This is a genomic window from Iodobacter ciconiae, assembly GCF_003952345.1.
In the GTDB taxonomy this organism is placed as follows: domain Bacteria; phylum Pseudomonadota; class Gammaproteobacteria; order Burkholderiales; family Chitinibacteraceae; genus Iodobacter; species Iodobacter ciconiae.
The window spans coordinates 3,821,914-3,848,112 of record NZ_CP034433.1 but is presented as its reverse complement, the minus strand read 5'-3'; the positions used below and the strand labels follow the sequence as shown (position 1 = coordinate 3,848,112).

The 26,199-nt window shown below is 44.1% G+C and carries 24 protein-coding genes and 2 pseudogenes; 15 read left to right on the top strand and 11 right to left on the bottom strand.

Translation table 11 applies throughout. The features are described from left to right. Nucleotides 1-2: 2 nt before the first annotated feature. The 4 genes and pseudogenes from EJO50_RS16955 to EJO50_RS16940 all read right to left on the bottom strand — a co-directional run bounded on the left by EJO50_RS16955 (nt 3) and on the right by EJO50_RS16940 (nt 9,411). Nucleotides 3-5,003 (bottom strand): AAA domain-containing protein, encoded by a 5,001-nt coding sequence (locus EJO50_RS16955; RefSeq protein WP_125976149.1) that lies wholly within the window; start codon nt 5,001-5,003, stop codon nt 3-5. Nucleotides 5,004-5,308: 305 nt separating this feature from the next. Next, nucleotides 5,309-6,742, bottom strand: a complete 1,434-nt coding sequence (locus EJO50_RS16950) for a TniQ family protein (protein WP_125976147.1) — start codon at nt 6,740-6,742, stop codon at nt 5,309-5,311. A gap of 174 nt (nt 6,743-6,916) precedes the next feature. Further along, nucleotides 6,917-8,003 (bottom strand): annotated as a pseudogene (locus EJO50_RS16945) (IS3 family transposase). A 310-nt stretch (nt 8,004-8,313) separates the two neighbouring features. Beyond that, nucleotides 8,314-9,411, bottom strand: coding sequence for a type I restriction endonuclease (locus EJO50_RS16940; protein ID WP_125976145.1), 1,098 nt, complete (start codon nt 9,409-9,411; stop codon nt 8,314-8,316). Nucleotides 9,412-10,075: 664 nt separating this feature from the next. Here EJO50_RS16940 and EJO50_RS16935 point away from each other — a divergent pair. Next, nucleotides 10,076-10,357, top strand: coding sequence for a hypothetical protein (locus EJO50_RS16935; RefSeq protein ID WP_125976143.1), 282 nt, complete (start codon nt 10,076-10,078; stop codon nt 10,355-10,357). Between the two features lie 28 nt (nt 10,358-10,385). Beyond that, nucleotides 10,386-10,562 (top strand): hypothetical protein, encoded by a 177-nt coding sequence (locus tag EJO50_RS17215; protein WP_164521548.1) that lies wholly within the window; start codon nt 10,386-10,388, stop codon nt 10,560-10,562. A 119-nt stretch (nt 10,563-10,681) separates the two neighbouring features. Here EJO50_RS17215 and EJO50_RS16930 read toward each other — a convergent pair whose 3' ends face one another. Further along, nucleotides 10,682-10,873, bottom strand: a complete 192-nt coding sequence (locus tag EJO50_RS16930; protein ID WP_125976141.1) for a hypothetical protein — start codon at nt 10,871-10,873, stop codon at nt 10,682-10,684. Between the two features lie 325 nt (nt 10,874-11,198). Between EJO50_RS16930 and EJO50_RS16925 the strand changes: the two genes are divergently transcribed. The 6 genes from EJO50_RS16925 to EJO50_RS16900 all read left to right on the top strand — a co-directional run bounded on the left by EJO50_RS16925 (nt 11,199) and on the right by EJO50_RS16900 (nt 16,704). Next, nucleotides 11,199-11,600: a disulfide bond formation protein B gene (locus EJO50_RS16925; RefSeq protein ID WP_125976599.1), complete on the top strand. Its 402-nt coding sequence runs from the start codon at nt 11,199-11,201 to the stop codon at nt 11,598-11,600. After that, complete coding sequence (locus EJO50_RS16920; RefSeq protein WP_125976139.1) at nt 11,597-12,241, top strand: DsbA family protein; 645 nt, start codon at nt 11,597-11,599, stop codon at nt 12,239-12,241. The genes EJO50_RS16925 and EJO50_RS16920 overlap by 4 nt, the downstream gene beginning before the upstream one ends. Before the next feature lie 234 nt (nt 12,242-12,475). Then, nucleotides 12,476-13,003, top strand: coding sequence for a hypothetical protein (locus EJO50_RS16915; RefSeq protein ID WP_125976137.1), 528 nt, complete (start codon nt 12,476-12,478; stop codon nt 13,001-13,003). A gap of 186 nt (nt 13,004-13,189) precedes the next feature. Beyond that, nucleotides 13,190-14,104, top strand: a complete 915-nt coding sequence (locus tag EJO50_RS16910; protein WP_125976135.1) for a TraB/GumN family protein — start codon at nt 13,190-13,192, stop codon at nt 14,102-14,104. Nucleotides 14,105-14,334: 230 nt separating this feature from the next. Then, on the top strand, nt 14,335-15,372 hold the full coding sequence (locus tag EJO50_RS16905; protein ID WP_125976133.1) for an NADP(H)-dependent aldo-keto reductase: 1,038 nt from the start codon (nt 14,335-14,337) through the stop codon (nt 15,370-15,372). Between the two features lie 204 nt (nt 15,373-15,576). Further along, nucleotides 15,577-16,704: a methyl-accepting chemotaxis protein gene (locus tag EJO50_RS16900; protein WP_125976131.1), complete on the top strand. Its 1,128-nt coding sequence runs from the start codon at nt 15,577-15,579 to the stop codon at nt 16,702-16,704. 74 nt (nt 16,705-16,778) lie between these two features. On the opposite strand, the gene EJO50_RS16895 is transcribed toward EJO50_RS16900, so the two are convergent. Both EJO50_RS16895 and EJO50_RS16890 read right to left on the bottom strand, forming a co-directional pair. Further along, on the bottom strand, nt 16,779-17,384 hold the full coding sequence (locus tag EJO50_RS16895; protein ID WP_125976129.1) for a peroxiredoxin: 606 nt from the start codon (nt 17,382-17,384) through the stop codon (nt 16,779-16,781). Between the two features lie 179 nt (nt 17,385-17,563). Then, complete coding sequence (locus tag EJO50_RS16890) at nt 17,564-19,591, bottom strand: methyl-accepting chemotaxis protein (protein WP_125976127.1); 2,028 nt, start codon at nt 19,589-19,591, stop codon at nt 17,564-17,566. Nucleotides 19,592-19,984: 393 nt separating this feature from the next. Between EJO50_RS16890 and EJO50_RS16885 the strand changes: the two genes are divergently transcribed. Continuing rightward, nucleotides 19,985-20,668 carry a class I SAM-dependent methyltransferase gene (locus tag EJO50_RS16885; RefSeq protein ID WP_125976125.1) on the top strand — a complete coding sequence of 228 codons (684 nt, stop codon included), beginning with the start codon at nt 19,985-19,987 and terminating at the stop codon, nt 20,666-20,668. Here EJO50_RS16885 and EJO50_RS16880 read toward each other — a convergent pair. Both EJO50_RS16880 and EJO50_RS16875 read right to left on the bottom strand, forming a co-directional pair. After that, nucleotides 20,633-21,256 carry a 3'-5' exonuclease gene (locus EJO50_RS16880; protein WP_125976123.1) on the bottom strand — a complete coding sequence of 208 codons (624 nt, stop codon included), beginning with the start codon at nt 21,254-21,256 and terminating at the stop codon, nt 20,633-20,635. The genes EJO50_RS16885 and EJO50_RS16880 overlap by 36 nt on opposite strands. Then, a complete protein-coding gene (locus EJO50_RS16875; RefSeq protein ID WP_125976121.1) occupies nt 21,253-23,046 on the bottom strand; it encodes a DUF294 nucleotidyltransferase-like domain-containing protein in 1,794 nt (597 codons plus the stop codon). The genes EJO50_RS16880 and EJO50_RS16875 overlap by 4 nt, the downstream gene beginning before the upstream one ends. 383 nt (nt 23,047-23,429) lie before the next feature. Between EJO50_RS16875 and EJO50_RS17825 the strand changes: the two genes are divergently transcribed. The 5 genes and pseudogenes from EJO50_RS17825 to EJO50_RS17805 all read left to right on the top strand — a co-directional run bounded on the left by EJO50_RS17825 (nt 23,430) and on the right by EJO50_RS17805 (nt 24,516). Then, nucleotides 23,430-23,696 carry a transposase gene (locus tag EJO50_RS17825; protein WP_164521483.1) on the top strand — a complete coding sequence of 89 codons (267 nt, stop codon included), beginning with the start codon at nt 23,430-23,432 and terminating at the stop codon, nt 23,694-23,696. Nucleotides 23,697-23,728: 32 nt separating this feature from the next. Continuing rightward, nucleotides 23,729-24,097 carry a hypothetical protein gene (locus EJO50_RS17820; RefSeq protein WP_373280521.1) on the top strand — a complete coding sequence of 123 codons (369 nt, stop codon included), beginning with the start codon at nt 23,729-23,731 and terminating at the stop codon, nt 24,095-24,097. Nucleotides 24,098-24,107: 10 nt separating this feature from the next. Further along, nucleotides 24,108-24,269: pseudogene (locus EJO50_RS17815) on the top strand (DDE-type integrase/transposase/recombinase); the annotation flags it as partial. A gap of 26 nt (nt 24,270-24,295) precedes the next feature. Beyond that, nucleotides 24,296-24,382 carry an integrase core domain-containing protein gene (locus EJO50_RS17810; RefSeq protein ID WP_373280537.1) on the top strand — a complete coding sequence of 29 codons (87 nt, stop codon included), beginning with the start codon at nt 24,296-24,298 and terminating at the stop codon, nt 24,380-24,382. Between the two features lie 20 nt (nt 24,383-24,402). After that, the gene (locus tag EJO50_RS17805) at nt 24,403-24,516 is read left to right on the top strand and encodes an integrase core domain-containing protein (RefSeq protein WP_373280536.1); all 114 of its coding nucleotides are present in this window, start codon (nt 24,403-24,405) and stop codon (nt 24,514-24,516) included. A gap of 312 nt (nt 24,517-24,828) precedes the next feature. Here EJO50_RS17805 and EJO50_RS17800 read toward each other — a convergent pair whose 3' ends face one another. Further along, nucleotides 24,829-24,972 (bottom strand): type II toxin-antitoxin system RelE family toxin, encoded by a 144-nt coding sequence (locus EJO50_RS17800; protein ID WP_206434543.1) that lies wholly within the window; start codon nt 24,970-24,972, stop codon nt 24,829-24,831. A gap of 111 nt (nt 24,973-25,083) precedes the next feature. Beyond that, nucleotides 25,084-25,308 (bottom strand): type II toxin-antitoxin system RelB family antitoxin, encoded by a 225-nt coding sequence (gene relB / locus EJO50_RS16860; protein WP_125976119.1) that lies wholly within the window; start codon nt 25,306-25,308, stop codon nt 25,084-25,086. Between the two features lie 175 nt (nt 25,309-25,483). Between relB and EJO50_RS16855 the strand changes: the two genes are divergently transcribed. Next, nucleotides 25,484-25,876 carry a phage portal family protein gene (locus EJO50_RS16855; protein WP_206434416.1) on the top strand — a complete coding sequence of 131 codons (393 nt, stop codon included), beginning with the start codon at nt 25,484-25,486 and terminating at the stop codon, nt 25,874-25,876. The last annotated feature ends 323 nt before the right edge of the window (nt 25,877-26,199 follow it).

Genomic DNA, 26,199 nt, shown 5'->3' with positions numbered 1-26,199 from the left:
TCTTAGAAATTTTCCGCATTAATCAAACTGTAATTGCTTGGTTCTTTTAACCTTCTCTGCTCAATATAGTCAAATACTTTACCCAGCGGCAAATCTTGGTTTTTACCTTTCCACATTTCACTATTGCCCACTATTACCAGCCTATCCATCGCCCGTGAAAGACCTACATTAATACGATTTGGCGACCGTAAAAAACCTGGACTTTGGTGAGTGTCACTACGAGTGATCGATAAAATAACAATTCTATTCTCTTTACCTTGATAGCTATCAACAGTATCAATACGTATCAATGATTTAAACTGCTCACTCCAGGTCTGCTCTGCCACTTTCCGACGCAAACGTTTCTTTTGCTCGGCATACATACAAATAATACCAATTGGCAATTCGCCTTTATCTTTATTCATTTGTAAAGCTAAAGACTCAACTTGATCATCTTTCTGAGCAATTCCAGATAATAGCTTAATAATCACATTAACTTCCGTGGTATTGGCAATGCTGCTGCCTTTACCATCTTTATCATGATTAGCTCTTTTACCAAATGCAGCTGTATCTAACCAGGTTGTATAAGCTTTTATGCCATTAGGCAGAGACTGGTAAACATCTGGTATTTCCCTAAATCCTGTTACAAGTTCACCTTGATAAAAGCAATCAGATACCATGTTACCGATGGGCTCAACCATTCGATACTGGGTAAGTAATTTAGCACCGGCCAATTTGCCATAATGTGATTTAAAAGCTCTTTCAAAATCGGATTGTACTAATTCGTCTAGATCGACTTCATCTGAATATACGCCCAGTTTTTTTGCCAAGGCCTTTTTATGAGGTATGGTATATAACGGCGGTAGTTGGTGATGATCACCGACCAATAATATTCGCTTACCAGCTTGCATGGCGATGGCTAACTCACTAGAGATGGAACGGGCAGCTTCATCAATAATAACCCAGTCATATTGATTTTCTGCAATACCAATGTGGCGCTGGCCAATCCCCACACAAGTGCCCGTTACTAACTGCCTAGAACGTGCAAAGAACTCATCATAGTTAACACGCCCGCTCTCTAATACCTCAAGCATATCTCTTGAAATTTTACAAAGTACTTTTGCACGCATACTTTCTTTAGGTTGTATGGCATAAGCAGCCTCTAAAGCCGCCCATAATGTCGATGACATCCCAGCCAAATTATCCGCTTTAAGCTGAATTTCAAATTGATTCTGTATTCTATCCTTAAGATTTGAGAACAGTTCTTTAAATTGTTTTTTCAATCCTTCAATATCATCTTCATGAGTACCTTCTTTTTCAATAGACTTTTGAAACCCGATAAGCGTATCTATTTGCCTAATGATTAGCAGCTCTAACTCACACGCCTCACTCAAAAATGCCTTATCAAGACCTAACGACTGGCTTAAAGAAGAAACACGCTCTTTAGATTCGGCGACAAATAGAGCCCGACGCTCATCCACCAAAGCCTGCGAATAAACATCTTTTAACCCATCAGATACAGAACTTTCTTTATTGCTAAACCTCACAACGTCTAACGGGGTGTTTAATCGCAAGCAGTGTTTACGAATTCGTCCTGCTGCCGTATTAACAGCCTCATGTGATTGGCTCACTAACAGAATTCTTTCAGCCCCTTGTTTTTCAATTAAATAATGAACAAAAGCTGCAATAAATTCTGTTTTACCCGTGCCAGGAGGGCCTTGTAACAAAGATACCGGGCCAGTTCTAAGCAACTGCCGAAATGCCAACCTTTGTTGCTCATTTAAGCTTATCAAATTGCCTTTATCATCTTCACGGTCATAGCGTTTAAAGTCACTGTCTGTCACCGTAATTTCATATGAAATAGGGTCTCTATCAGAAGTGGGCTCAAAGTAATCAACCAAGTCAGGTATGGTTGACTCACTGGCCAGAATTTTTTCTAACGCACCTTTTCGTTTTTCATAAGACGCTTTATCTTGCTTGGTTCTGAAGAATAGCTCTTCCGACTCTTTAAGGTGCTTTGCAGAACTTCTTATTTTATGCAAACGTACTTCAGTTAGATCTGATTTTTTAAGGTTAACAACCCCCAATACCTTTTCATCGTCCCCCTTGCGTTGAACCGCTTCAATCACATCATTCCTATTAAATTTAGATAATGGGTCATGTTCAGATTCATGATTTAAGATAACTTCATCATCATGGTCAGGGACGGCTTCAGCCTCAGTAGCCAGCTCGATATATGGATATGATTCCGTTTCTGTTTTTAAAATGTTACGCCATAAATCACGGGTTGATATATCGACAGGCTTAATAATTGGATCATTCGTTGATGCTGTTTCAGACTCTGGGCTAGCTTCTACCTGAGAATTTTCTGCTACAAGTGATTCAAAAAGAGAAATGGCACGTCTAAACTCAGCTCGTTGACGTAAATCTCTGTTTAGGGCGTCAATATTTGGAGAATAATCACAATGAATTCTTAATCCATAAGGTAACTCTAATTTACTATTTTCCCTATATTTCGGACTAACATCTGCTCTAGAGGTGGGCTTCAACCCAAACTTTAATTCTTTCTCATATTTGTCATAAAAGAACCGAACACTACCGCCAATGCCATAAATGTCCACAATCAGATTATCGGTTTTTTGATTGCTTGATTGAATATCAACATACAACGAACCATTTTCTGGAAATATTTCTAATGTAGTAAAGATCTCATCATTTTTAGGCCTAAGGGTTACATTAATAAATTCAATATCCGAATCACTACCATTTAAGGCATCTTTAAAGCGCTCTAAGCTCTTAAATCCGTATTCAACATCATTCAGCTCAACCTGAATTACATCGCTTATATCCTGCATATCTGCGCTTGGCTTGCCCCACTCTAGGCCAAGCAACTCAGCACTCATTCGCATCACTGCAAAATTATCTCTTTCATATGCGGTACAGCCGTCAATATTGTCTGGGCTATAAGTGTGGTTTTTAACTTCACTCCCATCAAGGCAGAAATCGGGAATATCAATCAATGTAACGGTTTCAGATTCCACATTAACAATCACATTGTCAGGGTGAAGATCACCATGAGGGATATGCAATGTGTGCAGATGCTCAACCGCCTGAATCAATTTATGAACCAGAGGTAAGTTTTTCTCATCTGGTTCAATATCGCCCCAAGCAGGGCCTTCAATGTAGTCAGATACAATGAATAACTCAGAGCTCTTGGTGGCGAGGCCAAATTCGAAAATAGTCGGTAAATAAGGTGGCGCAATAGATTTAAGTTTTGCTACACGCTGTAAGAAGTGTAATAAGTCATAACCTAAACGAGCGCTGCAGTCTGTTACAGAAACATTCAGCCAAGCTTTAACCAAATTACCGTTAGAAAGATAAACTTCCTTCTCATCTGTTTCTTTTAAAAACTCACCATCATCTTCTGGGTATTGACGAGAAAGTTTGATAGATCGCTTGTAAGCATCAAACTCTGCCTCATCAAAATCCAAATTTATCTCTGTTTTGGGTTCGGCTTGCTTAAAAGCATCAAACATCTCTACAGCGTTATTGTAACCTTGACTCAACCCCTTCTTAATAACATTGGAATACCAATGGTTCTCGCTTTTAACCTCGTTATTAAAAACCGCTAAACCTTTAGGAGATATTTGCTTAGCATTGATAACATGCCATGCCATGACAGCCAGTGAATATACGTCTATTTGATAAGGGGTTGTCTTGTCATTGACCTGCATGCCATAGGGGGTACTGCCAGATACTGACAAAAGGTTCCTGAAATCCCCAACCGTACCTTGTGGCTGGTGATAGGCTGATATAAAGCTGGATATGGCCACATCTTTACTGGGTGACAGCCAAATACTGTGATTTCCTAAATCACGGTGGGCGACCTTGGTTTCATGCAAGCTAGCAAACTTACTAATAAGTAAAGTGACTAGCTTAATGCGATCCGCTTCAGCAAAACCGCCCACGAACTTACCGACAAACTCATTAAAACGAACATGGTTAGGTTTAAGTTCATATAGTTCTGAATACTGAGTTGATACTTGTTCTTTTTGGATAGCTACCAGTGAGTTCAAACAGTGATTATATAGATCAAGGTTATTGTTTTTTATATAGCTTAGAACTTCTCGCTCACGGGATATAATCTCATGCTGCCCATCTTGCGTTTTAGCCTTACTGCCTGCAACCTTGTTAAAATTCCACAAGCGCAAAAGCGCTGTATCTTTACTGGTGGTTTCAGATACGGCTTCGAATTCCTGATAAATTTCATCAGGATGAGTAAAAATTAATTCTTTAGATGTGTAGCCATTAACGCTTACTTGCTTAGGAGGCACGGTATTTCTATCAAACAGCTCATCAAAAATATGAAAGTCTTGATTCAAAACCTTGGAGTCCGGGTGCGGTTTAAATAGCTTATTAAAGGCATTTTCATTTTTAAGTTTTAAGAAGTCACTAAGCGACATTGTATGCTCAGCTTGATCTTCTTTTAAGCTACTAAAATCAGCATTACCAGTCATCAACACTAAAAAGTGAATAAAAGGTTTACGCCCCCCATTAATAAACTTTCCTTTGAACTTATCAAGCTTTCGATCAAGAAGGTATTTCTTATTCCGCGTCACTTCAACAGGGGATTTCCCCATGTCTTTATTGCCTAAAAACCACTTATTACCCTGGCAAGTTACCTTGGCGTGATTCCAGTCTTTAAGTTCAACAATAATCACATTGCAGTGAGTGACAATCACTAAATCAAATTCACCTTCTTTACCATTTTCAACCAAACGAAAGCCAGCATATCCCTTCCAAGGGAACATGCTATCTTTTACTGGTACTTTGTTTGGTGTGTTAGGTTTCAAACCACTTAACTGATCAGCAAGCGATTCACCTTTCATAGGTTTCTTTGATTCTAACTTTGCAGGTTGCACAGAGTCTTTTTTGACAGTCTTTTCTTCAAAGTGCTTTTCAATTTCTTCAATGGCTTCTACTTCGTGGGATAGAAGGCCGCCTTCCCATAGCTCAATTTTCATACACTTCTACTTTAATTTATTCTTTAATTTTCCATCTCGCTTTGTTAGCGAGACCCAAGGGGCTTAATTTGCTTTCTGCATACCCACTACGGGAACTATAAGAATGCACTTGTGTTTTAGAATCCAACGAATCACTACATCTCACCTAGCAACTAACGTGAAATATACACCTATTCAGGTGTATATTTAGTGGCGTGGTTCTAAAACAGCCGTTTTTGGGTAAGACAGTGAGTATTGCTTTAAGAAAAGAATGGTTCACACAGTTTTGTCAGTATTACCTAAATCAAACTAGGCTCCCCATATTTTTAATCCTTCAAGGGACGCTTTACACGCACCCATCTTAAATCAGCGGTTTCAGCTTCGCGAACAAATTCCATTAACTCCTGACGTGCTTTTTCGCAAAAATAGCGAGAAGATGGAATACCGACTTGGCGCATATGATTAATAACCGTTGTAATGTTAAGGTCTAGCGATTTGGCCATTTTTGAAAAATCCCCCTGATTAGCAAGAAATGCCACTTTCATTTCAGGTCGTATAGGCATAAGTAGTGATTTTGGTATTTCAGATAAACCTCGGCTGTCCTTTTCAAGCGCAAGCTCTTCTTTGGAGGGGTGTTTAGGTTTAACAAAAATATCAGCATCACGGACAATCTCAAAAATAACATGCCGTTCAGCTTCATTTAGCAATACTGCGGATGGAACACCAGCTTTCTTCATATGACGTGTCACCGTCGACATATCCTTTTCCAAAAATTTAGACATTGCGCTGAAGTTACCCTCGCACTGCAAGTATGCATTTTGCATGTCTGATCGCATTATTACTTTCTTAGGGAAAGACACTTTATGCTGATCAAGTGGCAATTCAAAAAACTTAGAAACAGCATAGTCTGCATCATCGTGGCACAAAGCCAACGTCAGGGCATGCGCCAACCCTGTGCAAACTTGACTGCCAATAACCCCATCCAAAGCAGAAAAAAGCACCCTTTCCTGTTTTTTGGCCAACTCAGGCCAATGTGTGGATAGCCAAAGACTTGGTAACTCTTGCTGCATCCGATCACTTATTCTTGTTGCACTACCGCGCAGCACAACCTTCAAACCCATTTGACGTGCTGAGGCGCTATGAAAAGCAGAAGCTACGTAGCGACACTGTCGTTGTTGATTGAGGAAACGGCTTGAAATTTTGGTATATCGCGAAATAACGGGATGACACTGAAGTTCAGCAAGTTCTTTTGAAACTGTTTCAGCAATTGCACTCCATCGCTGAGGGGGCTCGTCAAATGCATTTTGTTTGTGAATATACCTCAACGCGGTTCTGTGAATTGAACAGGTATCAACTCCTGGCAACTGATGAAATCTACGCCAATAGGAGAACCCTAGATCACGCTTATCACTTTTTACGCACTCATCGCAAAAATATGCGGCATCACGCTCATGCTTTAAAGCCGCACGTTGGCGACTTTTTGCAACTGACTCAAATTTTCGCGGCTCTTCTCGCTCAAAAGTTGTGACCCAATAGAAAGGTAGCATCGTATGCTTCTGCAAATACGCCTCGGATTCCATTCCTAGATGCGTCGTAATTAAGCGATCAACAGATGGAGGTTCCCAATCTTTTGCTCCACTTCGAAAACATTCATCCAATTCACGAATAAGCTGTAACGAAGAATTATAGCCATTAACTCGGCCCAATCGACCGAAGTGCCCACCCACAAATTCATCGGGTAGTGGTTGTACAAAAAACATGAAATTTACCGATACTGAAAAATTTAGAACGAAAGGATTAAAATGCGCGATTAACTGAAATCAGGGCGAAATCGTGGACATCACGACGCTCCCAGACCGAGGCTATAGCAACCTACATTAATTGTTGATTGCCACGGTAATCCCCCCGTTTTTAAGCTCACTTAAAAGTAGAGGCTAGGCATGTAATGCCAGTTTTTGTTTCGGGGTGATGCCGCCCAATCCCATATGCGGACGTTCGTTATTGTAAGTCCAAAGCCATTGCGTTGCAGTTTCTTGCACTTCGGCAAGGCTTTCAAAATCATCACAGGCCAGCCATTCATAACGTACAGTGCGATTATAGCGCTCAATATATGCATTTTGCTGTGGATTGCCAGGCTGAATATAAGCCAATTCAATCGATTGTTGCTCTGCCCAATTCTTTAGCAGATGGCTAATATATTCAGGGCCATTATCGGACCTGATTCGCTTAGGCTTGCCGCGCTATTCGATGATTTGATTCAAGCTGCGTATTACACGCTCTGCCGGCAAAGAGAAATCAACTTCAATGCCTAATCCTTCTCGATTAAAATCATCAATCACATTGAATAAGCGAATACTACGTCCATCGGCTAATTGATCATGCATAAAATCCATCGACCACGTTTCATTTTTTGCTGCCGGCACTGCTAATGGCGCTGGCGTTTCGCGTTCTAAGCGCTTTTTAGGTTTAATCCGCAGATTTAATTCTAAATCGCAGTAAATTCTGTAGACCCGTTTATGATTCCAGTGTTTTTTCTTGACGTTGCGCAAATGCAAAAAGCAGAGGCCAAAGCCCCAGTTACGATGCGTTTCCGTGAGCTGGACCAATGAATCAGCAATTTGAGCCTTTTCGGCATCCAACTTACGAATATAGCGATAGCAAGTTGTGCTAATCGCAAAACTAGCGCAAGCCGCACGAATGGACACGGATTTGGTTTCAACGGCCCAGTGAGCCATCTCGCGACGCTGAGATGTTTCAGAGGATTTCTGACATGGCTTCCTTAATGATATCCGCCTGCATCTGGGCTTCGATATACATCTTTTTAAGGCGCTTGTTTTCGTCCTCCAGCTCCTTCATTCTCGTCATCATGGAAACGTCCATGCCACCAAACTTAGCGCGCCACTTATAGAAAGAGGCCGAACTCATGCCGTGCTCGCGGCACAGATCGGGGACGGTCGAACCGGCTTCGGCTTGCTTTAAAATCGCCATAATCTGGCTATCAGAATAACGTGCTGCTTTCATGTAGAAGCTCCTCAAAGACTGCGAGAAAATTCTACTTAAAAATGAGCAGGTTTTGTGGGGGGATTACCATTAATAAAATAAATTTTTATAATTACATATATATTTTATTTTTTTAGACTAGCACCCTAATTAACTAATATCAGATACACAGTACATGATATTAAAATTGAAGACCCAAGTTTAGTAGGAGTTTTCAACTTATGACGCTATAAACTAGTTATGCAAAAAAACCATAAAACTACAGCCTTTAACATATGTAGCTAAAATTTATAGTATTCGAGCAATACAGCTATCAACCATTGAAATTTTTTTATTCTTTAATTACTTCACCAGTATAGATCATAAGCGTAGCTTTCAATTTATCAGAATAATTAAACAGATCATCTATAGAATTCAAAGCGAGTACTTCTTCCTCTTTTTTCTCATTAAAAAAGCCGACTCTAAGGTTCTGAAGATTATTAAATCGCAAACGACAAATAGGTTTTCTGTTATTGTCATCTAACAAAATGGCACAATAACTTTGAGCATCTCTCATTACAACTCTTTTAGACTGAACAAACTCTCTAAGCATTGCACGTACAGCATAAAAACCCTCAATTTCTTCAGGTGTTGTTATAATTAGTGGTTGTTCCTGTGGCTCCTTAATACCTTCAACTTTATTTCCTACCTGAGAAACAAGCGGGGCTAAAATATCAGGAGTCATCGCGACCTTTAGCCTTTCATTTATTTTTTCTCCAATCAACTGTTCAAAAGCCCGCTTTGTAATTTCCGTAAATTGATCCTTGGCTGCAGGAGTAAATCTTTTACTACCCAAACAGTCCACAGACAGAAGTCTAACAAAATCTTCTGGCGGACTAGAAATCCATTCGGAAAGTTTATGCTGAATTGCCCGAGTGTACTTTAAATCATTTGCTGTACTAAGAATAGTGTCTACATCAAATGTAGATTTTGCAAATTTTTTAAGTTCATCTATATCTCGTTCTTTAAAATCAAGAATATTAAACTCAAGGAATGGCTTTTCATCCATTTTATTAGATTGCTCTAAATCAGTAAAAAATTTGTATAATAAACCATTAGTTAAAACACCAAATCTTGCTTCTGTAACATGAAAATAACGAAAAAGTTGCGATGCATGACCAATATTAAGATCAGCACCCGATTTTTTACATTCAAAAATTAATATAGGCTTGCCCTCTTTTAAAATAGCATAATCAACCTTCTCTCCTTTTTTAGTTCCAACATCAGCAACAAGCTCAGGGGTTACTTCAAATGGATCAAATGGGTTATAACCTAAAATTTGAATAAATGGCATTACCATTGCATTTTTAGTTGCCTCTTCCGTCTGGATCATATCTTTTGTAGTATTGATACGAGTTGAAAGCAAGCGAAGCTGATCAATAAAATCCATAATTAACATCCTGTTTTTGAATAAAATTTCTAAATTTTAATTAAAATTCAAACTTTACAAGTACTCAAATAAATGCATTAAGCCATAAAATATTAGGCGCATTTAAAAAACTTAATATTTTTCAATCAATACAGCTATTTTACTAAAAAGTGCTTGCAACTTTTTATAGTTATTTTATTTTTAAATGTGTAAGTTTTTCCAAGAAACTTACATATTACCACCCAATAAATAACTTAATTAAACACCAACCTCAAATAAAATACGTTTTTATTTATTAATAAAGAAAAATCTTATTTAATACCAATATTTTATTTTAAATAATTATTCATTGGATTGTTACAGATATTGATTATTAGCATAAATACCTATAATATACACTCATACAGAATCCTATTTTTTGTATAATCGAATATATTACTATATTTTTCCATTTATTCTAGATCACATGGCGATCTATGTATTTGATAGTACACACACCCAAACAAACTCGGTAAGACAGATTTTGTCTACAAACTTGTGCTAAGAGATGCTACCAAGCACAAAATCAATCACCAACAAGCTTACTATACCTTAATATTTAGTTACGCCTGTCCCCAAGTAAGCCTACACTGGCAAATATTGTTTTTTACTAAGTTTGTTATGTATTTTTTATCAACAAGCAAATATGATGGCGATGACAAGCAAAACCATCGACCACAACACTCTTGCAAGGCTAATTGAAGCTGGAGCGGTACATAGAGCAAGCATCATCGAGCAGAAAGGCGACTGGGGCTCAGTAATTCAATACAACATGACCGAAAGAACTTTGGCGGCCAGGCGTGGCTCGGTGCGAATTTTCAAAAAACTTGAAACACTGGTTGGCTATCTCAAGGATATGGGGCCTGCCAAGTTTCAGATAGCCGCAACCCTATACGAGCCAGAAACACCTAAAAACAATCGAGGTTGAGCCTTCACTCAGTGATTCTGCGGTGCGAATGCAACAAGCCCACAAAGCCACCGCTCATGTCCAGAGGTTTAAGGCGCAAGTAGAGCTGGCCTCTGGTAAAACCGGCGCCCCAAATACACAAAGGGCATCCAATGAAGAAGCCACCGCCAGTTGGAGCAAGAAGCTTGGCACGCTGGCCGTACAGCTTAAAGAGAACGTACCTTGATCATCATTTGGCTTTCGCAAGCAATTAAAAACCGAGACACGCAGCAGGGAATATGGGAATTCATGATTCCTAGCATACCTTTTATTTTGATTTATCAGGTTTTACCCAAAGCCAAACCGTTAGAAACTCTCCGTATTTTGCATGGGCAGAACAACAGCTGAAATAAGCCATAGGAAACAGAAAAAACAGAAGGCTAACCACGTAACCATATTTGCCCTTCTTTTTTCCTCTAATAACGCCAGTCCTGCCTGATCAAGCATTGGCCAGCTTGCTAGTAAGAGCCGCTTTAAATAATAATCAAGCCAGCTCATGGAAATATCATTTTCAAACGGTAAGCACTAAGGATCGTGCATAGGTGTCAATATGTTGTAATTAAATGGATTAGCCCATGTAATCCAGCCTAGCTGCAAATTGATCAAAAAAGCGAGCTCAAATCAAACCAGCCACATCGCAAAGCTATCAGCCAAGCATGCATATCGATCAACAAATCTCATTAATTAAAAATCTACCTCTAAATTACCTTGAACCCTCAGCCAGCATTCTGGTCTACTTCCTTTTTAAGATGCTGCATGCAAGAGGTAAGTTTTGTCTTATCGCCCCTCCTCCTCCGCTTTCACAAGTGATGCGGCCTGCTGGATGCTTATTTTTACGGCCTGGCTGATCGCGGCCAGTGGCACACTTGGTGCCTTGTTTTTTAGTGACATAATGGGTATCGCTCCCTGCACCCTGTGCTGGTATCAGCGGATTTTTATGTTTCCACTGGCGATCTTCCTGCCACTGGCACTTTTTCCGCTCGACACTAAAGTAGTGCGCTACGCCTTGCCTTTGGCACTAATCGGGCTGGGATTTGCGGTTTTCCACTGGTTTTTGCAGCTGGGCCTGATTTCACCCTCCGCCAGCCCCTGCGCCCAGGGCTCATCGTGCTCGGAAGTCGAAGCCGAATGGTTTGGCTTTCTGACTATTCCACTTATGTCAGTCTGTGCCTTTGCACTCATCAGTATTTCTTTATTCGCAACCTCTATTCAGGGTAAAAAATGAAACAGAAAATCATCTTTATTGGCGCAGCACTGGTTTTACTCATGCTATTCATTATTGGAACTCTGGTATTTAAAGATAAGCAGCAATTGGCCACTCAGGCACATGTTCAGGTTAATCAGGATGCATTAATGCGTATGCATTCGCCTATTATTGGCGCACAAAACGCAAAAGTGACTATTGTGGAGTTTCTTGATCCCGCTTGCGAAGCCTGTGCAGCGTTTTATCCATTTGTAAAAGAGCTGATGGCCAAAAACCCGGAGCAAATCCGCCTCGTCATTCGCTATGCTCCATTGCATCAGGGTGCCGAGCAGGTAATTGCAGTATTGGAAGCCGCACGTAAACAGGGAAAATACTGGCCAGCACTTGAAACAGTGTTAGCCTCGCAAGATAAATGGACAAAAAATCATCAGGCCGATGCTAATCTCGTCCTGCCATTACTTGCCCCCCTTGGGCTGGATATGACGCAATTGCAGGCAGATATGCAATCAAGCAGTATTCAGATGCTGATTCAGCAGGAAATTGCTGACGCACAAGCGCTGGGCGTAACAAAAACACCCAGCTATTTTGTAAATGGCAAAGCGCTGCAAAGCTTTGGCTATCAGCAATTAAGTGATCTGGTTAATGAAGCGTTAAATCATTAAATTAAATATATTGCAGCATTAAAAATGCCCACTACCCAGGGGCTGTTAACATTTGATTCATGACCGCGCTGGGGTTTTCCTGCTCAGCGCAGTCGTGAATCAAGCATCAACAAAGCAAGGTGGCTTCATTCTGTCGCTTATTTAGGCCCACAACGGCCACCTGCCCCCCTCCTTCTAAAAACTGTAATACCCCACTGATACTCTCGTGCCCATATGACATTGGGAACGTTATCCATGATAATTTCAAGTGAGCTGCTTGATCGCATTTATATCAAAACAAACCAGGGGCAAAAAGAAATTGCAAAGCGCAGTGGCAGCTTATCCGCAAGACAGCGTCGCCTGCTGATCCTAATTGATGGCACAAAATCCAGCAGTGAATTAGCCGGACTACTGGCAGAATTTGAGCTTTCTGCCAAGCTGGATAAACTAGCCAGCCTTGGCCTTATTCAATTAAAAAACCAGGCTCTACCCGAAAAAATCAATACCAACATAAAACAAGCTCCAGCAGCTCCGCAATCAAGCCGAGCGCTCAATATCGATCCCCTTTTACTTGAGCAAGCAAAAAAACTAATGGCAGAAAGCGCCCAATGCTGCTTGGGTATTATGGCCAGATCATTAATTGAAGAAATAAAACAATGTAATACAAATAATTGCAAATTAACCATTGCCCGCTGGAATATGGCCTTGCGCCAATCCAATAAAGCACGCAGCCATGCCGATCAATATATGGATGCAGTAAAAACATTAATTGGGATTGGTTAACTTACAAAAAATAAACATAACTAAAATGCAGAAAACAGGCAATGCAAAGGTAAGCAATCCTTCCAAACCAATAGCTAGTTGTCATTTTTAGTTAAAGAAATCAAATAACTCCACGCTTAGCTAAAGCATCCGCCCCTGCTTGGCTTTATACTGGCGATCCAAACATAAAAATTGCTGGAGACTTGGATGCTTGCTCGATTTCGCCCTCTGATTATTGCCATCACCATCGCTTCAACCCTGCTTGCCCCCCTCTCCCACGCTGCCGTCAGCAAAGCGGTTTCAGCCAGCAATCAAGTAGAAACAAACAATAGCCTGCTGTGGAAAATCGAAAAAAAGGGCATGCCTGCTTCCTGGCTATACGGCACAGCCCATGTGGGAGACCCGCGCGTGACCCAGCTTAGCCCTAAAACCGAAGCGGCTTTTGCTAATGCAAAAAAAGTAATCACCGAAATTCGTCTCGATTTCGGCATGATGATGGAAATGGGCAAGCGCATGCTGACCCCGGAGCCATCACTGGCACAAATGATTGATGAAGATCATTACCAGAAACTTTTGCCAGCTTTAGAAGCACGCGGCTATCCGGAAGTCGCTACCGCAAAGCTCAAACCCTGGGCCGCCGCCATGCTGGTAATGACGCCGGTACGCCAGCCAGGGCAGATACCGCTTGATCTCTTATTTGCCAAAATGGCCATTGAAGGGCAAAAAGATTATTCCGGCCTGGAAACGCTGGATGAGCAGCTGAGTATTTTTGAAACGATTCCACAAAACAGGCAAATCGAGCTGCTTTATGCCGTACTGGATCAACAAGCCGAATTTGAAAAAAGCTACCAGAATATTCTGGATTTATACCTCAAACAAGATATCAGCGGCCTTGCCGAATATGCGGCGCAAGACGATTTTAAAATGGCCGATCAAGCCTGGCTCAGCCAGTGGCGCAATCAATTACTGGAAGCACGTAATCCACGCATGGCCGAACGCCTTAGCGACAAGCTAAAAGAAGGCAATGCCTTTATTGCCGTAGGCGCCCTGCATCTGCCCGGTAAAACCGGCCTGATCCAGAGCCTGCGCGAGCAAGGCTACCGCGTCAGCCCTGTGAAATAATCAGTTTTTAAGCACACATCTGAGCATATTGAGTTATCACAGGGCGAGTGAAACCCGCCATTTTGTAGCATGCCTACAAAATGGCGGGTTTCATCCCATATACGCCAATAAAATTGTTTTCATTGACAAACAATCCCTTAAGGTGTGCTCGAAGCCTGATGTGCAACGGCATTTAGTTACACACCAAGCGTAGCGCGCAGTGCCACAAATATTCAAAACAGAGACTCCCTATGAAATACCATCTTCTGCCCAAAACCGATTTAAATATCTCTACCCTCTGCCTTGGCACAATGACTTTTGGCGAACAAAACAGCGAAGCCGATGCACATGCACAGCTGGATTACGCAATCGGATCGGGTATCAACTTTATTGATACCGCTGAAATGTATCCGGTGCCGGGCAGCGCGACGACTCAGGGCTTAACCGAAAACTATGTAGGCAGCTGGCTAGCAAAGCAAAGCCGCGACAAAATTATTCTGGCCAGCAAGATTTCCGGCCCCAACCGGGGGATGGACTGGATACGTGGCGGGCCACAATTAAATCGAGAACAAATCCACGCAGCTTGCAATGAAAGCTTAAAGCGCCTGCAAACCGACTATATCGATCTTTACCAATTACACTGGCCTGCCCGCCATGTGCCAATGTTTGGGCAAAGCTATTACGACCCAAATCAGGAGCCAGTGCATACGCCCGGCTTTGCCGAGCAGCTTTCGGCACTCAATGAACTTGTTCAAGCCGGTAAAGTGCGCCATATCGGGCTATCCAATGAAACCCCCTGGGGCGTAATGGAAGCCTGCCACGTGGCAAAAACCCAATCGCTGCCACGTATTGCCACTATTCAGAATGTATTTAACTTAATTAATCGCCAGTTTGAAAACGGCCTGGTAGAAACCTGCCATCGCGAGGATGTGGGCCTGTTGGCTTATAGCCCACTGGCATTCGGGTTACTTTCTGGAAAATATTTGGATAACCCGCAAGCATCGGGCCGGATGACTCGCTTTAGCAATTTTGGCGCACGCTATTTAAAACCAGCGGTACCAGATGCCATAAAAGCCTATGTAAAACTTGCCCGCGATCATGGTTTATCACCTGCACAGATGGCGCTGGCTTGGGTGAGTAGCCGCTGGTATGTAGCCAGCAATATTATTGGTGCCACCACCATGGCCCAGCTCAAAGAAAACATTGCCAGCCTAACTATAGTGATTACGCCGGAATTAGACGCAGCGATTGAAGCAATTCATAAACAAAGCCCTAATCCAGCCAATTAAATACAACACTAATATAGTTAATTGCCATAGCCTCACCAATCGGGCCGATTGCCCCGCCTTTTGCAACAGGCCCGATTTAAAAAATAAACCGGCAATATATAAATCGCTGGACATATTTAGCTTTTATTAATTGATTTTAATCGAAACCACTCTATAAAGATAAGGGGCAACTGCTTTTAATCGGCGATTTCAGGGGATCATCTTATGTTCGGCTTTACTCAGAAAACAGAAACAAAAAATACAACAGATTCCCAACTTGATACGATGAAAGCAATTCTTGATCATGTAGATAATATGGTCCTGCTCTGTGATACCAGCCATGAAAACAATGTGTTTTATGTGAATCAAACCGCTAAAAATACTTTTGAAAAATACCGCCAGGAAATGATGCACGCTTTACGCGGAGCAGATCCGTCTGCAGCACAAGGGGGCTCTATCCATCGCTTTCACCAGAATCCGGAACGCATTCGCCGCATTTTGCAACAACTGGGCAGCGGTGCCAAAAATGCCACCCATGTTGCTGATATTCCCCTGGGCAGCATCACTTTGCGCACCAAGGCTTATCCCATCTGGGACACAGCTGACCCAAGTAAAGTTAAATGCTATCTGGCCTGCTGGGAAGATATCACCAGCAAAATAGAACACGAAGAATTACAGAATAAAGTAGCTAGCCAAGCCAATGAGCTGCATGAGCAGGTGTCCTATATTGCCTCCACCATGGAAGAAGTCAGTACCAGCATCGATGAAGTTGCGCATACCACCGCCGAGGCCAGCAACCGGGGTAATAGCGCTTTTGAAAGTGCCAAAGAAGGTCAAACTGTTGTAGAAGGGGCCGTTCGCGGCATGAGAGATGTAGCCGAGTTAGTTCATACCACGGCGGGAGTGATCAGCCAGCTCAATACTCAATCCGATAAAATTGGCGTCATTGTGGGCGTTATTAAAGATATTGCTGATCAAACCAACTTGCTGGCGCTCAATGCCGCCATTGAGGCCGCACGCGCGGGCGATACCGGCAGAGGCTTTGCTGTGGTCGCCGATGAAGTGCGTAAATTATCAGAGCGCACCGCCAAAGCGACAGCCGAGATTAGCGAGCTGATCCGCTCTATTCAGGTAGAGATCGAACACGCAGTCGGCACAATGAATTCGGGAGAAAAAGATGTCAGCGCTGGTGAAGAAAAAGCAATCAGTGCAGAAAAAGCCCTGGTCCGCATCGTTCAGGATGTAGGTGCGATGCGTAATTTAATCAGTGAAATTTCCAATGCTTCAGAGCAGCAAGCCAGCTCGGTCAGGGATGTAGCACAGCGCCTGGAAATCATGACCACAAAGCCGTAATCAATCACAAAAAAGCCCCCGCTGACCGAACTTCGCGTGGGCTTTTATCGTTTTAAATCAAAGCATTAAAACAATTACAGATCTTTAGCGTTTTTAGCCAGATAATCTGCAACACCGGCAGCATCTGCCTTCATGCCTGATTTGCCCTTGTTCCAGCCAGCCGGGCAAACTTCACCGTGCTCTTCAGTAAATTGCAGTGCGTCTACAACGCGCAGCATTTCGCTGATATCACGCCCCAGCGGCAGGTTATTAACCACCTGATGCTGAACAACACCGGATTTGTCGATCAGAAAAGAGCCGCGTAATGCAACGCCAGCACCAGCGAGCTCTACATCAAAAGCCTGGCAAATTTCATGCTTGATATCCGCCACCAGGGTATAACCAACCTGGCCAATACCGCCTTTTTCTACCGGAGTATTACGCCATGCAGCGTGAGTAAACTGGCTGTCGATCGACACACCGATAACTTCCACATTGCGGGCTTTGAACTCTGCAAGACGGTGATCAAATGCGATCAGCTCGGATGGGCAAACAAAAGTGAAATCGAGTGGATAGAAGAACACCACGGCGTACTTACCAGCGGTTGCTGCCTTAAAGTTGTAGCTATCTACGATCTCGCCATTACCGAGAACGGCTGCTGCGGTGAAATCTGGTGCGCTTTTACCAACGAGTACGGCCATGCTGATGCTCCTAATATTTTATAAAAATAAACCCCGCTGCATTCTAGAGCAAAAAATCAGAATCTGTCCAATCAACAAAGTGCATCTTCAGCATAACTTTTCTCAATGAAGTATTTATGATACATGCACCTGCAGCCTATTTATGCTCTTTTTATAAAGCGAGCGATGAACAGGGGTACTCAAACTTTAAACCGGTCTACCACTTTTTGTAAATCAGAAGAAAGATCACTTAAGTTTCTGGCGGCATCACGCACCTGTTGCAAGGCCTGGTTATTATCATGAACCATGGTATTGATCTGCTCGATATTGAGCGAGATCTCCCCGGTTGCTTTAGATTGCTGAGCTGTTGTTTTAGCGATGTAATGCACACTTTCGGACATTTTATTTGTGCCCGCCGTAATTTCCGCAATTTGATTAGCCGCTTCTCTGGATAACTGAACACCTTCTGTCACCTGCTGTAAAGCCAGCTCCATACCCTGTGCTGCCTGCATGGTTTCATCCTGAATCAGTGTGATCATTTTGCCGATATCCAAAGTGGCATTGCTAGTGTTCTCAGCAAGCTTTCTGACTTCATCAGCCACTACCGCAAAGCCTCGCCCCTGCTCGCCCGCTCTGGCCGCTTCAATGGCTGCATTTAAAGCAAGCAGATTGGTCTGATCTGCCACGCCGCGAATCACATTTATCACATTTGAAATCTCTGTGGAGCGAGCTCTTAAACCGTTCATTAGCACAGACTGCGCTTTCACTACCGCTTCAATTTTTGCGATTTCCCCGGATGTTGCCCGCACACCCAGCTCGGCTTCCCGTGCATTTTTTTCTGCTTCACCACTCATGTTTTCTGCCACATGAGCGTTTTCCGCAATCGAGCTAATTCCCACCGAAACAGCTTCAATGGCACTCGCCGTTTGCTCCGCAGCCTTTGCCTGGGTTGACGAGCCCTTGGCTACAGTATCGGTATGCACCGCAAGCTGGGCAATTTGAGCATTGAGCTCTTTTACCTGCAGCTTAACCATCTCTATCATTTTGGCTAAAGACGCTACAAATAAATTAAATGCCTGCGAAGTACGGCCTATTTCATCACCACTACTTACCTCCAGACGAGAGCTTAAATCAGCATCTCCTTCCGACAATTGCATCATGGCCAGATTTAATCGCAAAATCGGCCGGGTCAAATAACTCAATGTGGCTGATAAAATAATCGATAATATAAATAAACCCAGCCCGCCAATTAAAAGAGACATACGCAGCAATCGGTCAGAGCGTGCATAGAATTCTGCCACGGGCACATTAATCACCAAACTCCAGACGGTACCGGTTTTTCCCATTTGAACCGGCATAAGAAAACGGATAAATCCACCATTTTCGATATGCAAAGATTTACCATTCTGTATTTCAGCCAGGACACTTGCAGGTATGACATGGCTATCCACAGGCTTGGCCAAAAGCTCAGAATCAGGATGACTGCCATAAATACCGGCAGCACTAACCAGACTGATAAATCCACTTTCAAATACTTTGACATGGCTCAGTGTGGATTGCAGATCACCCATAGGAATATCACTGCCCGCCACCCCCAAAAACTGGCCCTGATGCTGAATAGGCAAGGCAAACGACATCATTAAGACTTTGGTATCACTATCAACATAAGGCTCAATTACCGATTGTTTACCGGACGCTTTAGGTGCCGTGTAATAAGCCCCGCCATAATAAGACTCTTCCCATTTACTGATTTCGGCCTCATCCATCCCCGGATCATAGGCATACTCGATCAACTCTACTTTATCGCCCTTACGCAAAGCCCATGGCGCATAGGCTCCTGAGGGATAGGCCGTTTTATCCTTGGTAAATTCAGCATCTTTACCATCAAATTTACCGTGCTCATAAATCAGCCATAAATCATAAATATCATCATTGTCTTTTAATGCTTGCAACAACAGGCTATTAATCTGGTTACGTTGCAATACGCCATGCTGCTTGCTGTTTTCCAGATCACTCACGAGGGTGTATAGCGGCCCCAGCGGTTTTTCCAGTACATTTTTTGCAAATTGCGCATAGTATTTCGCCATATTTTCTGCACTGACAAATGCTTCGGCGCTCATTTCCTGGCGCGTATTCCAGGCCAGCACAGACAACATCAATCCTAAAATGACAAGCAAAGAGCCCAGCACCGTTAGCATTATTTTTGCTCGAAAACCAAGCTTTTTCATGAATGTCACCTTTAATAAAAAAGGAAGAATTGATGTGTAAGGATAGCCCTATTTAAACCTGCCTGTGTAAGTATTTCCATATAAAGCGGGTTAAAAAGTGAAGAAAAAAACACAAAAAACCTCTTCCCAAACAAGCCTTTCTTCTCATATAACAACTAGCCAAAAAAAACAATGAATACAATATGATACGGACAATGCAAACATATCCAGCCACCGCATCTTGTCCCTAATACCCTTTTAGCAAGAAAACGCCCCTCTTCATAAAATGAGTGTTAGCATCAATGCCCTTCTAACTTCTGCCCCGCCGAATTCTAATCTTTCTTGCAAAGCCCTTCTAAGGAAGCGTTGCGTCGGTTCGAAAAGTATCCTACGCCGCATCTACACAAGGCTTTCATGCCCCATACTCCGCTTGGCTACCAGATCAAAACTCAGGAGGTCGCCGTTGCTGGCGGTCTGGATTTAAACATCCGCTCGCTGCTCGATATTCAACAATACTTTGATCCCCTGGGCGAAGCAGAAAATGCCGGTATCTCGCCCGCTTGCTGGCCGCTGTTCGGGCAAATATGGCCATCGGCACAAAAGCTGGCTGATTTAATGCAGGTTTATGTTTTAGGCGAACGGCGAATTTTAGAAATTGGCTGCGGGCTGGCACTGGCAAGCATGGTCGTGCACCGAAGAAATGGCAATATCACCGCCAGTGATTGTCACCCCCTGACCGAAACCTTTCTTAAAGCAAACTTGCAGCTCAATACCCTGCCCGGGCTGAAATACAGTACCGGCAACTGGGAGCGAACCAATACCGGGCTGGGCCAGTTTGATCTAATCATCGGCAGCGATGTGCTGTATGAGCGTAACCAACCCGTCGCACTCTCTGCTTTTATCAGCCGCCATTCCGCCGCCCATGCCGAAGTGCTGATTATTGATCCCAACCGGGGTAATCGAAGCGCCTTTAACCGGCAGATGGCAGGGCATGGATTTAGCCTACGTGAAACACTGATCAACACGCCCCTGCATGACGGCCGTGCTTATAAAGGCAGGCTATTAAGGTATGAGAGAGGGCTGGCAGCGCAGCTTTAAAAACACCATCGCAGCCAGAAGTGCATCGTTCAGCGGATCATGCCGGGGCAAATCCGGCAGATTCAGTGTTTGCAGAATATGGCTCAGACTTAAATCCACATCGGGGCGATGTGCTGTCACCATTTGATCATAAAACAGCGCCGAAACCTCAATCGCTGCATTGGGCAAAGCCACGCCCAGCAACGGTTTTAGCAGGCGGTTAAGCACCGCCAGGTCAAACTCCAAGTAATAGCCCACCAAAGGCCGTGGCCCGATAAAGTGCAGCAGCTCGGCCAGCGCTGTCTCTATTGCCATACCATTTTGCACATCCTGCGCACGCAGGCCATGTACTGCAATACTGGCCGGATCGATCTGCCCTGCGGGTTTCACCAGTAATTTAAGATGCTCTGAAACAATAATCCGCGCGCCTTTAATTCTGATCGCGGCAATGCTTAAGATCTCCGCCTGCTTTGGGTCGAGGCAGCTCATTTCACAATCAAGGCTTACATATTCATCAGTGCAAGGCTCATCCCATAGGTATGCAAACTGAGGATTTGCCAAAGCCAGGCTGCGCGATCTGCGCCAGCGATGCCAATAACTCCAGCTCACAACATACCCAGCTTAAAATGGTGGCTGATCAGCTGGCGAAATTGCCTGACGACCAAGAGTGTGTCTTTCAGTAGCTCACGCTCCAGCGTGGTTAAAGCAGCCGGATCAATCAGATGATCAACCGGCTTATCCATCGCCTGATTCACTAGCCCGGCTTTAAGTTGCAAGCCTTGTAAAAACGCAAGAGATTCAGCCAGATCAAGGCCAAAGCCCTCGCTTAGATGCCCCATCTCACTTAAGCGCTGGATACGCTGATAACTATTGCAATCGTCCACTCCATATTCCAGCCCAAGGCTGCGCAGGCCATGTACCACAGGAAAAATGCCACCTTTTTTGATATCGAGCGCGTGCTTATCCGGCCCGGAAGTCGCAATCAGCCTGGAAAACAGATTAATTGGCGGGGCAAATTGCTCCACCGGAAGCGCAAAACGGGATAAAAACGCGGCGTTATCGCCTAAATCCTGCTGCAAATAATGGCGCAGACCCTCAAACAAAGCCACCTGCCCGCAAACAGGTCGTGCATCCAGCCAGATCGCCATTTGCATGACGTTTTCACTGCTGGCACTGCTGCTCCAGATATTCATCTGCCGCTTATAGCCCGTCACACTTTGCCGCCATTGTGGATTAGAAACCATGACCAGACCGGGGCAGGGCGGATAGCCAAAGGTAATGAGCTGTTGATTAAATTGCTCACAGACGCGCTCTAAATCCGGGTGCTGATAGCCGTCTTCAATAATCAGCGCATTATCCTGATCGGTATTTAATATCTGCTCGCCACGCCCTTCCGAGCCTAAAACCAGCAGACACACATGCTGCAACATCTCCGGCGGGGCCAGTAGCGTAAACAACCTGCTGAATAAACGCTGACGAATCTCACCCACCAGCTCGGCCAGCAGAGTAATTTTCATGCCATTACTATGCAGTGTACGTATTAATTGCTGGGTGCTTTTGACCGCCGCCATAAGCTCATCAGGACAATTGGCACGGCCAATTTGCGCGGTAATGCCACGGGGATTATTTGTGTTATTAAAAAAGGCCGACATCAGCTCGACCTGCTCCAGCACGCCGCAAACCTCGTCACCCTCCAGCACAATCAGCCTTTGCACCGAATGACGCATCATCAGCAACATGGCATGGTGTAAATCGTCATCACATTTTACACAAATAAGCGGGCGCTTTAGATGGCGGTAAATCGCCTCACAATTTGCATCCAGCCCATCTACCACCACATTGCGTAAATCACTCTGAGTAAAAATCCCCATGCCCGAAGTTTCCCGTACCAGCACCGCACGGCTGTGCGCGCGTTTCATAAGCCGCGCCGCATCCATCACTGTGGCGCTTTCTGCCAGCCAGCAAGGCATATGCAATACCGCATCACCCACCCTTGGCTGCAGCTCTTGCACCGGGCGGCCCAGCGCTGCCAGTTTACGCGCCACATCAGCATAAAAAAATGCCGCAAACTGGCTATTACCATCGCTCACTTTCATCACGACATCACGGCGGATATACCAAAGCAGCGTGTCTTCATGCGCATGCAAAGTGCAGCAAGCCTTACCATTGAGTAGCGATTTACTATCGAGCACATCAAAACAGCCATAAAAACTAGCCTCGCCCGCCTCCCTGACCAGCCCTTTCATCACCACCAGTAAGGCATCCACCACCTCGCCCTCCTGCTGAATCACGGATCCCGCAGAGTAATAAGCCACATCCAGAGCGGCAGTGATGCGATCACACTCGGCCGTATTCAGGCTATTAAACGGCGCACGATTAAAATCAAAAGATGTCGTCATAAGTCCCCCAATCACTCGTTTTAGGTTTAATAGCGGGGTAAGGCAGGCAGATCAGCCTGTTTATTGATGAGAATCTGATATTACACAGTAAAACCCGGATCTTAAACCACAGAGAGCACGGAGCTTCACAAAGAAAAACCCATTTTAATTCAGTGAGTAGCCACATATACAAAGCATTTGGCAATTGCTGGCGGCGGGCGGCGGGCGGCGGGCGGCGGGCGGCGGCCAAATAGCATCGGCGAAAAAAAACCTTTATCAACAAGGGCTGTTTTTTCTGAAGCTTTCGAGCGGTATATTTAAGCACGCTCAAAACGGTAATCCCCCCGCCAAATAATCGTCGTTTTAAGTAGAATTTTCTCGTAATGAATTTGAGGAAGTTTTACATGAAATCATCCCGTTTTACCGATAGCCAAATCATTACCATCCTTAAGCAAGCCGAAGGCGGCAGTCCTGTCGCTGAGCTCTGTCGCGAACATAGCTTTAGCTCGGCTACTTTTTATAAATGGCGCGCGAAATTTGGAGGCATGGACGCCTCCATGATGGCGCGCCTTAAAGAGCTGGAAGACGAAAATCGTCGCCTCAAAAAAATGTATGCCGAAGAGCGCCTGAAGGCTGAAATCGTCCGGGAAGCGCTCGAAAAAAAGTGGTAACGCCATCTCGACGGCGCGAGATGGCACGGCGAGTGGTTAAAGAACAACGCGCAATCATAAAGGTGGCCTGCTTGGCGTTTGGCATCAGCCAAACTTGTTATCGCTATGTCAGCCAACAATCGAGCGTCAACCGGCAGATCGCCGATCAGTTGATTACGTTGACACAAAATCAGCGAAACTGGGGTTTTGGTTTGTGCTATTTGTATTTGCGGAATGTGAAAGGCCATCGCTGGAATCACAAGCGTGTATATCGGATTTACCGACAATTGGCGCTCAATCTGCGAATCAAACCGCATAAGCGCTTGATTCGCGCCAAGCCTGAGCCACTGGCCCCGTACCGGAGCATATCAACGAATGCTGGTCGATGGATTTTATGCATGACCAGCTGGCGGATGGCGTAGCTACCGTTTATTGAACGTCATTGACGACTTTAATCATGAGGGTTTGGCAATGGAAATTGATCTGTCCTTACCTGCAGAGCGTGTGGTCCGTGTGTTAGAGCAAATCATTGAATGGCAAGGTAAACCGAAAGCCATTCGTAGCGATAATAGCCCAGAGTACATCAGCGAACCTTACTCAATTGGGCGGCCAGGCGAGATATTCGGCTGGAGCACATCCAACCGGGTAACCCCCAACAGAATGCGTACGTTGAACGCTACAACCGTACTGTGGATATGACTGGCTAAATCAATACTTATTTGATTCAATCGCCGAAGTACAAGAGTTTGGCACGAGTTGGCTGTGGACTTACAATAATAAAAGACCGAATATGGCCTTGGGTGGCATTACGCTGAAACAAAAACTGGCACTTGCTGCTTAGCTCTACTTTTAACCCCGATTAAAAATGGGGGGATTACCACTTCAAAATGGCTACTTTATGTGGTGTGCTTAGTGTTGGTATTTTTGCTTGGGTTTACTATTGGTATAGATTACCTTCCTTCACGAAAACAATTAGAAAACTGTGCGGGGATATTTTCGCCAGTTGAGCCAATCGAGTTTAATCGCCCACCTAACTAGCCTTCACTTCTAATTCCAAAGCTGTGGTATGGCCGGAGAATTGAGCTATGCAGCGGCGTAAGTTACATGCATAAAAAAAACCCTTTATTTTAAAGGGGCTTGGTTTGATCTAAAGCTATTTGTACGCTTCTCGTCGATTACCTATTTTCACAACGAGGATGCGTAAGGCCCCATCTTCTATGCTGCTGATAAGTCGGTAATCACCCACACGGTACTTCCAGAACTCCCCTAATTGAGAGCCTTTAAGTGCTTCTCCAATACTGCGAGGATTGTCTAGTGTCGCTCTACTCGTTCAAATAGAAACTTTAGAATTCGACGTGCAATTTGTTGATCTAGTTTGCCAAGTTCCCGCACGGCAGCGGGGGCAAACTCAACCTTCCAAGCCATAGTTCATCATGACTTCTTCAAGGGGAATGGTTTTAGTCCGTCCTTCTTGAATATCTTTTAAGCGTTGTTCGGCTAGGTATAGATCTTCTAGATCATCCAAGTGCTGAAGAATTGCTTCTTTTGCATAAAAAGTTTTAGTTCTGCCTGTCGACTTGGCCAAGACGTCTAAGCGGTTTTCAATTTCAGCCGGTAAGCGAATTGCTAACATGGGCGGTCTCCTTAAAATACTGCTATACATGTATAGCATGCGCTTAAACTTCATTCAAGTATAAAACTTACCCTTCCACCTCACTTGCTTTTACTTCCAACTCCAAAGCCGTGGTGTAGCCACTATCGGTCAGGCTATGCGTGACGCGGCTAGCCATGCCGGTTTTATTCTGTACATGACGGACGCAGCCCAAAATGAAAGCTATATCGATGATTTGCGCACCGCACTACAAGGCAGTAAAGGCCCGGGCAATTTTAAAAATCTGATGGTGTACGCGCCTGGTGGCAAGAAAGACGGCATGCAGATCTTGCCCATCTCAGAAGTGGCGGCGAAGGATGACTTCTGGAATATCAAGAACGTAACCCGTGACGATCAGCTGAGCGCCCACCGTGTACCGGCGCAACTGATGGGGATTATTCCAAACAATACTGGCGGTTTAGGTGATGTAGAGAAGGCTGCCACGGTGTTTGCTTATAACGAGATTGAGCCCTTGCAGGAGCGCATGAAAGAGTTAAATGACTGGCTGGGGGTGGAGGTGATTCGCTTCAATCCTTACGTGTTGTCGTAAACAAACCCAAGTAAGAAGCAAGCCCGCAAGTGCGGGCTTTTTTACGCCTGGATTTTGAGGAAAATCTGCCACCAGCCCCCGGCGCGCGCCCTCGTGACCCCGCCACGCCCGGGCACTTAACCCATTACTTTTTATGCACTTGCATGATGAAGGCTCAAGCCCCGCCAAATATGGCCTTGAATAGTAAAAAATGCTTCTATAAAAGCTTGCACTATTTGCGGATTTCTTGCCGATTGTTGCACATAAAATAATCACCTCAAGATTGCCCCTATTTACCGCTATTTTTACGGTTTCACCTGAAAGTTACCCCCTGTTTTTGTGTT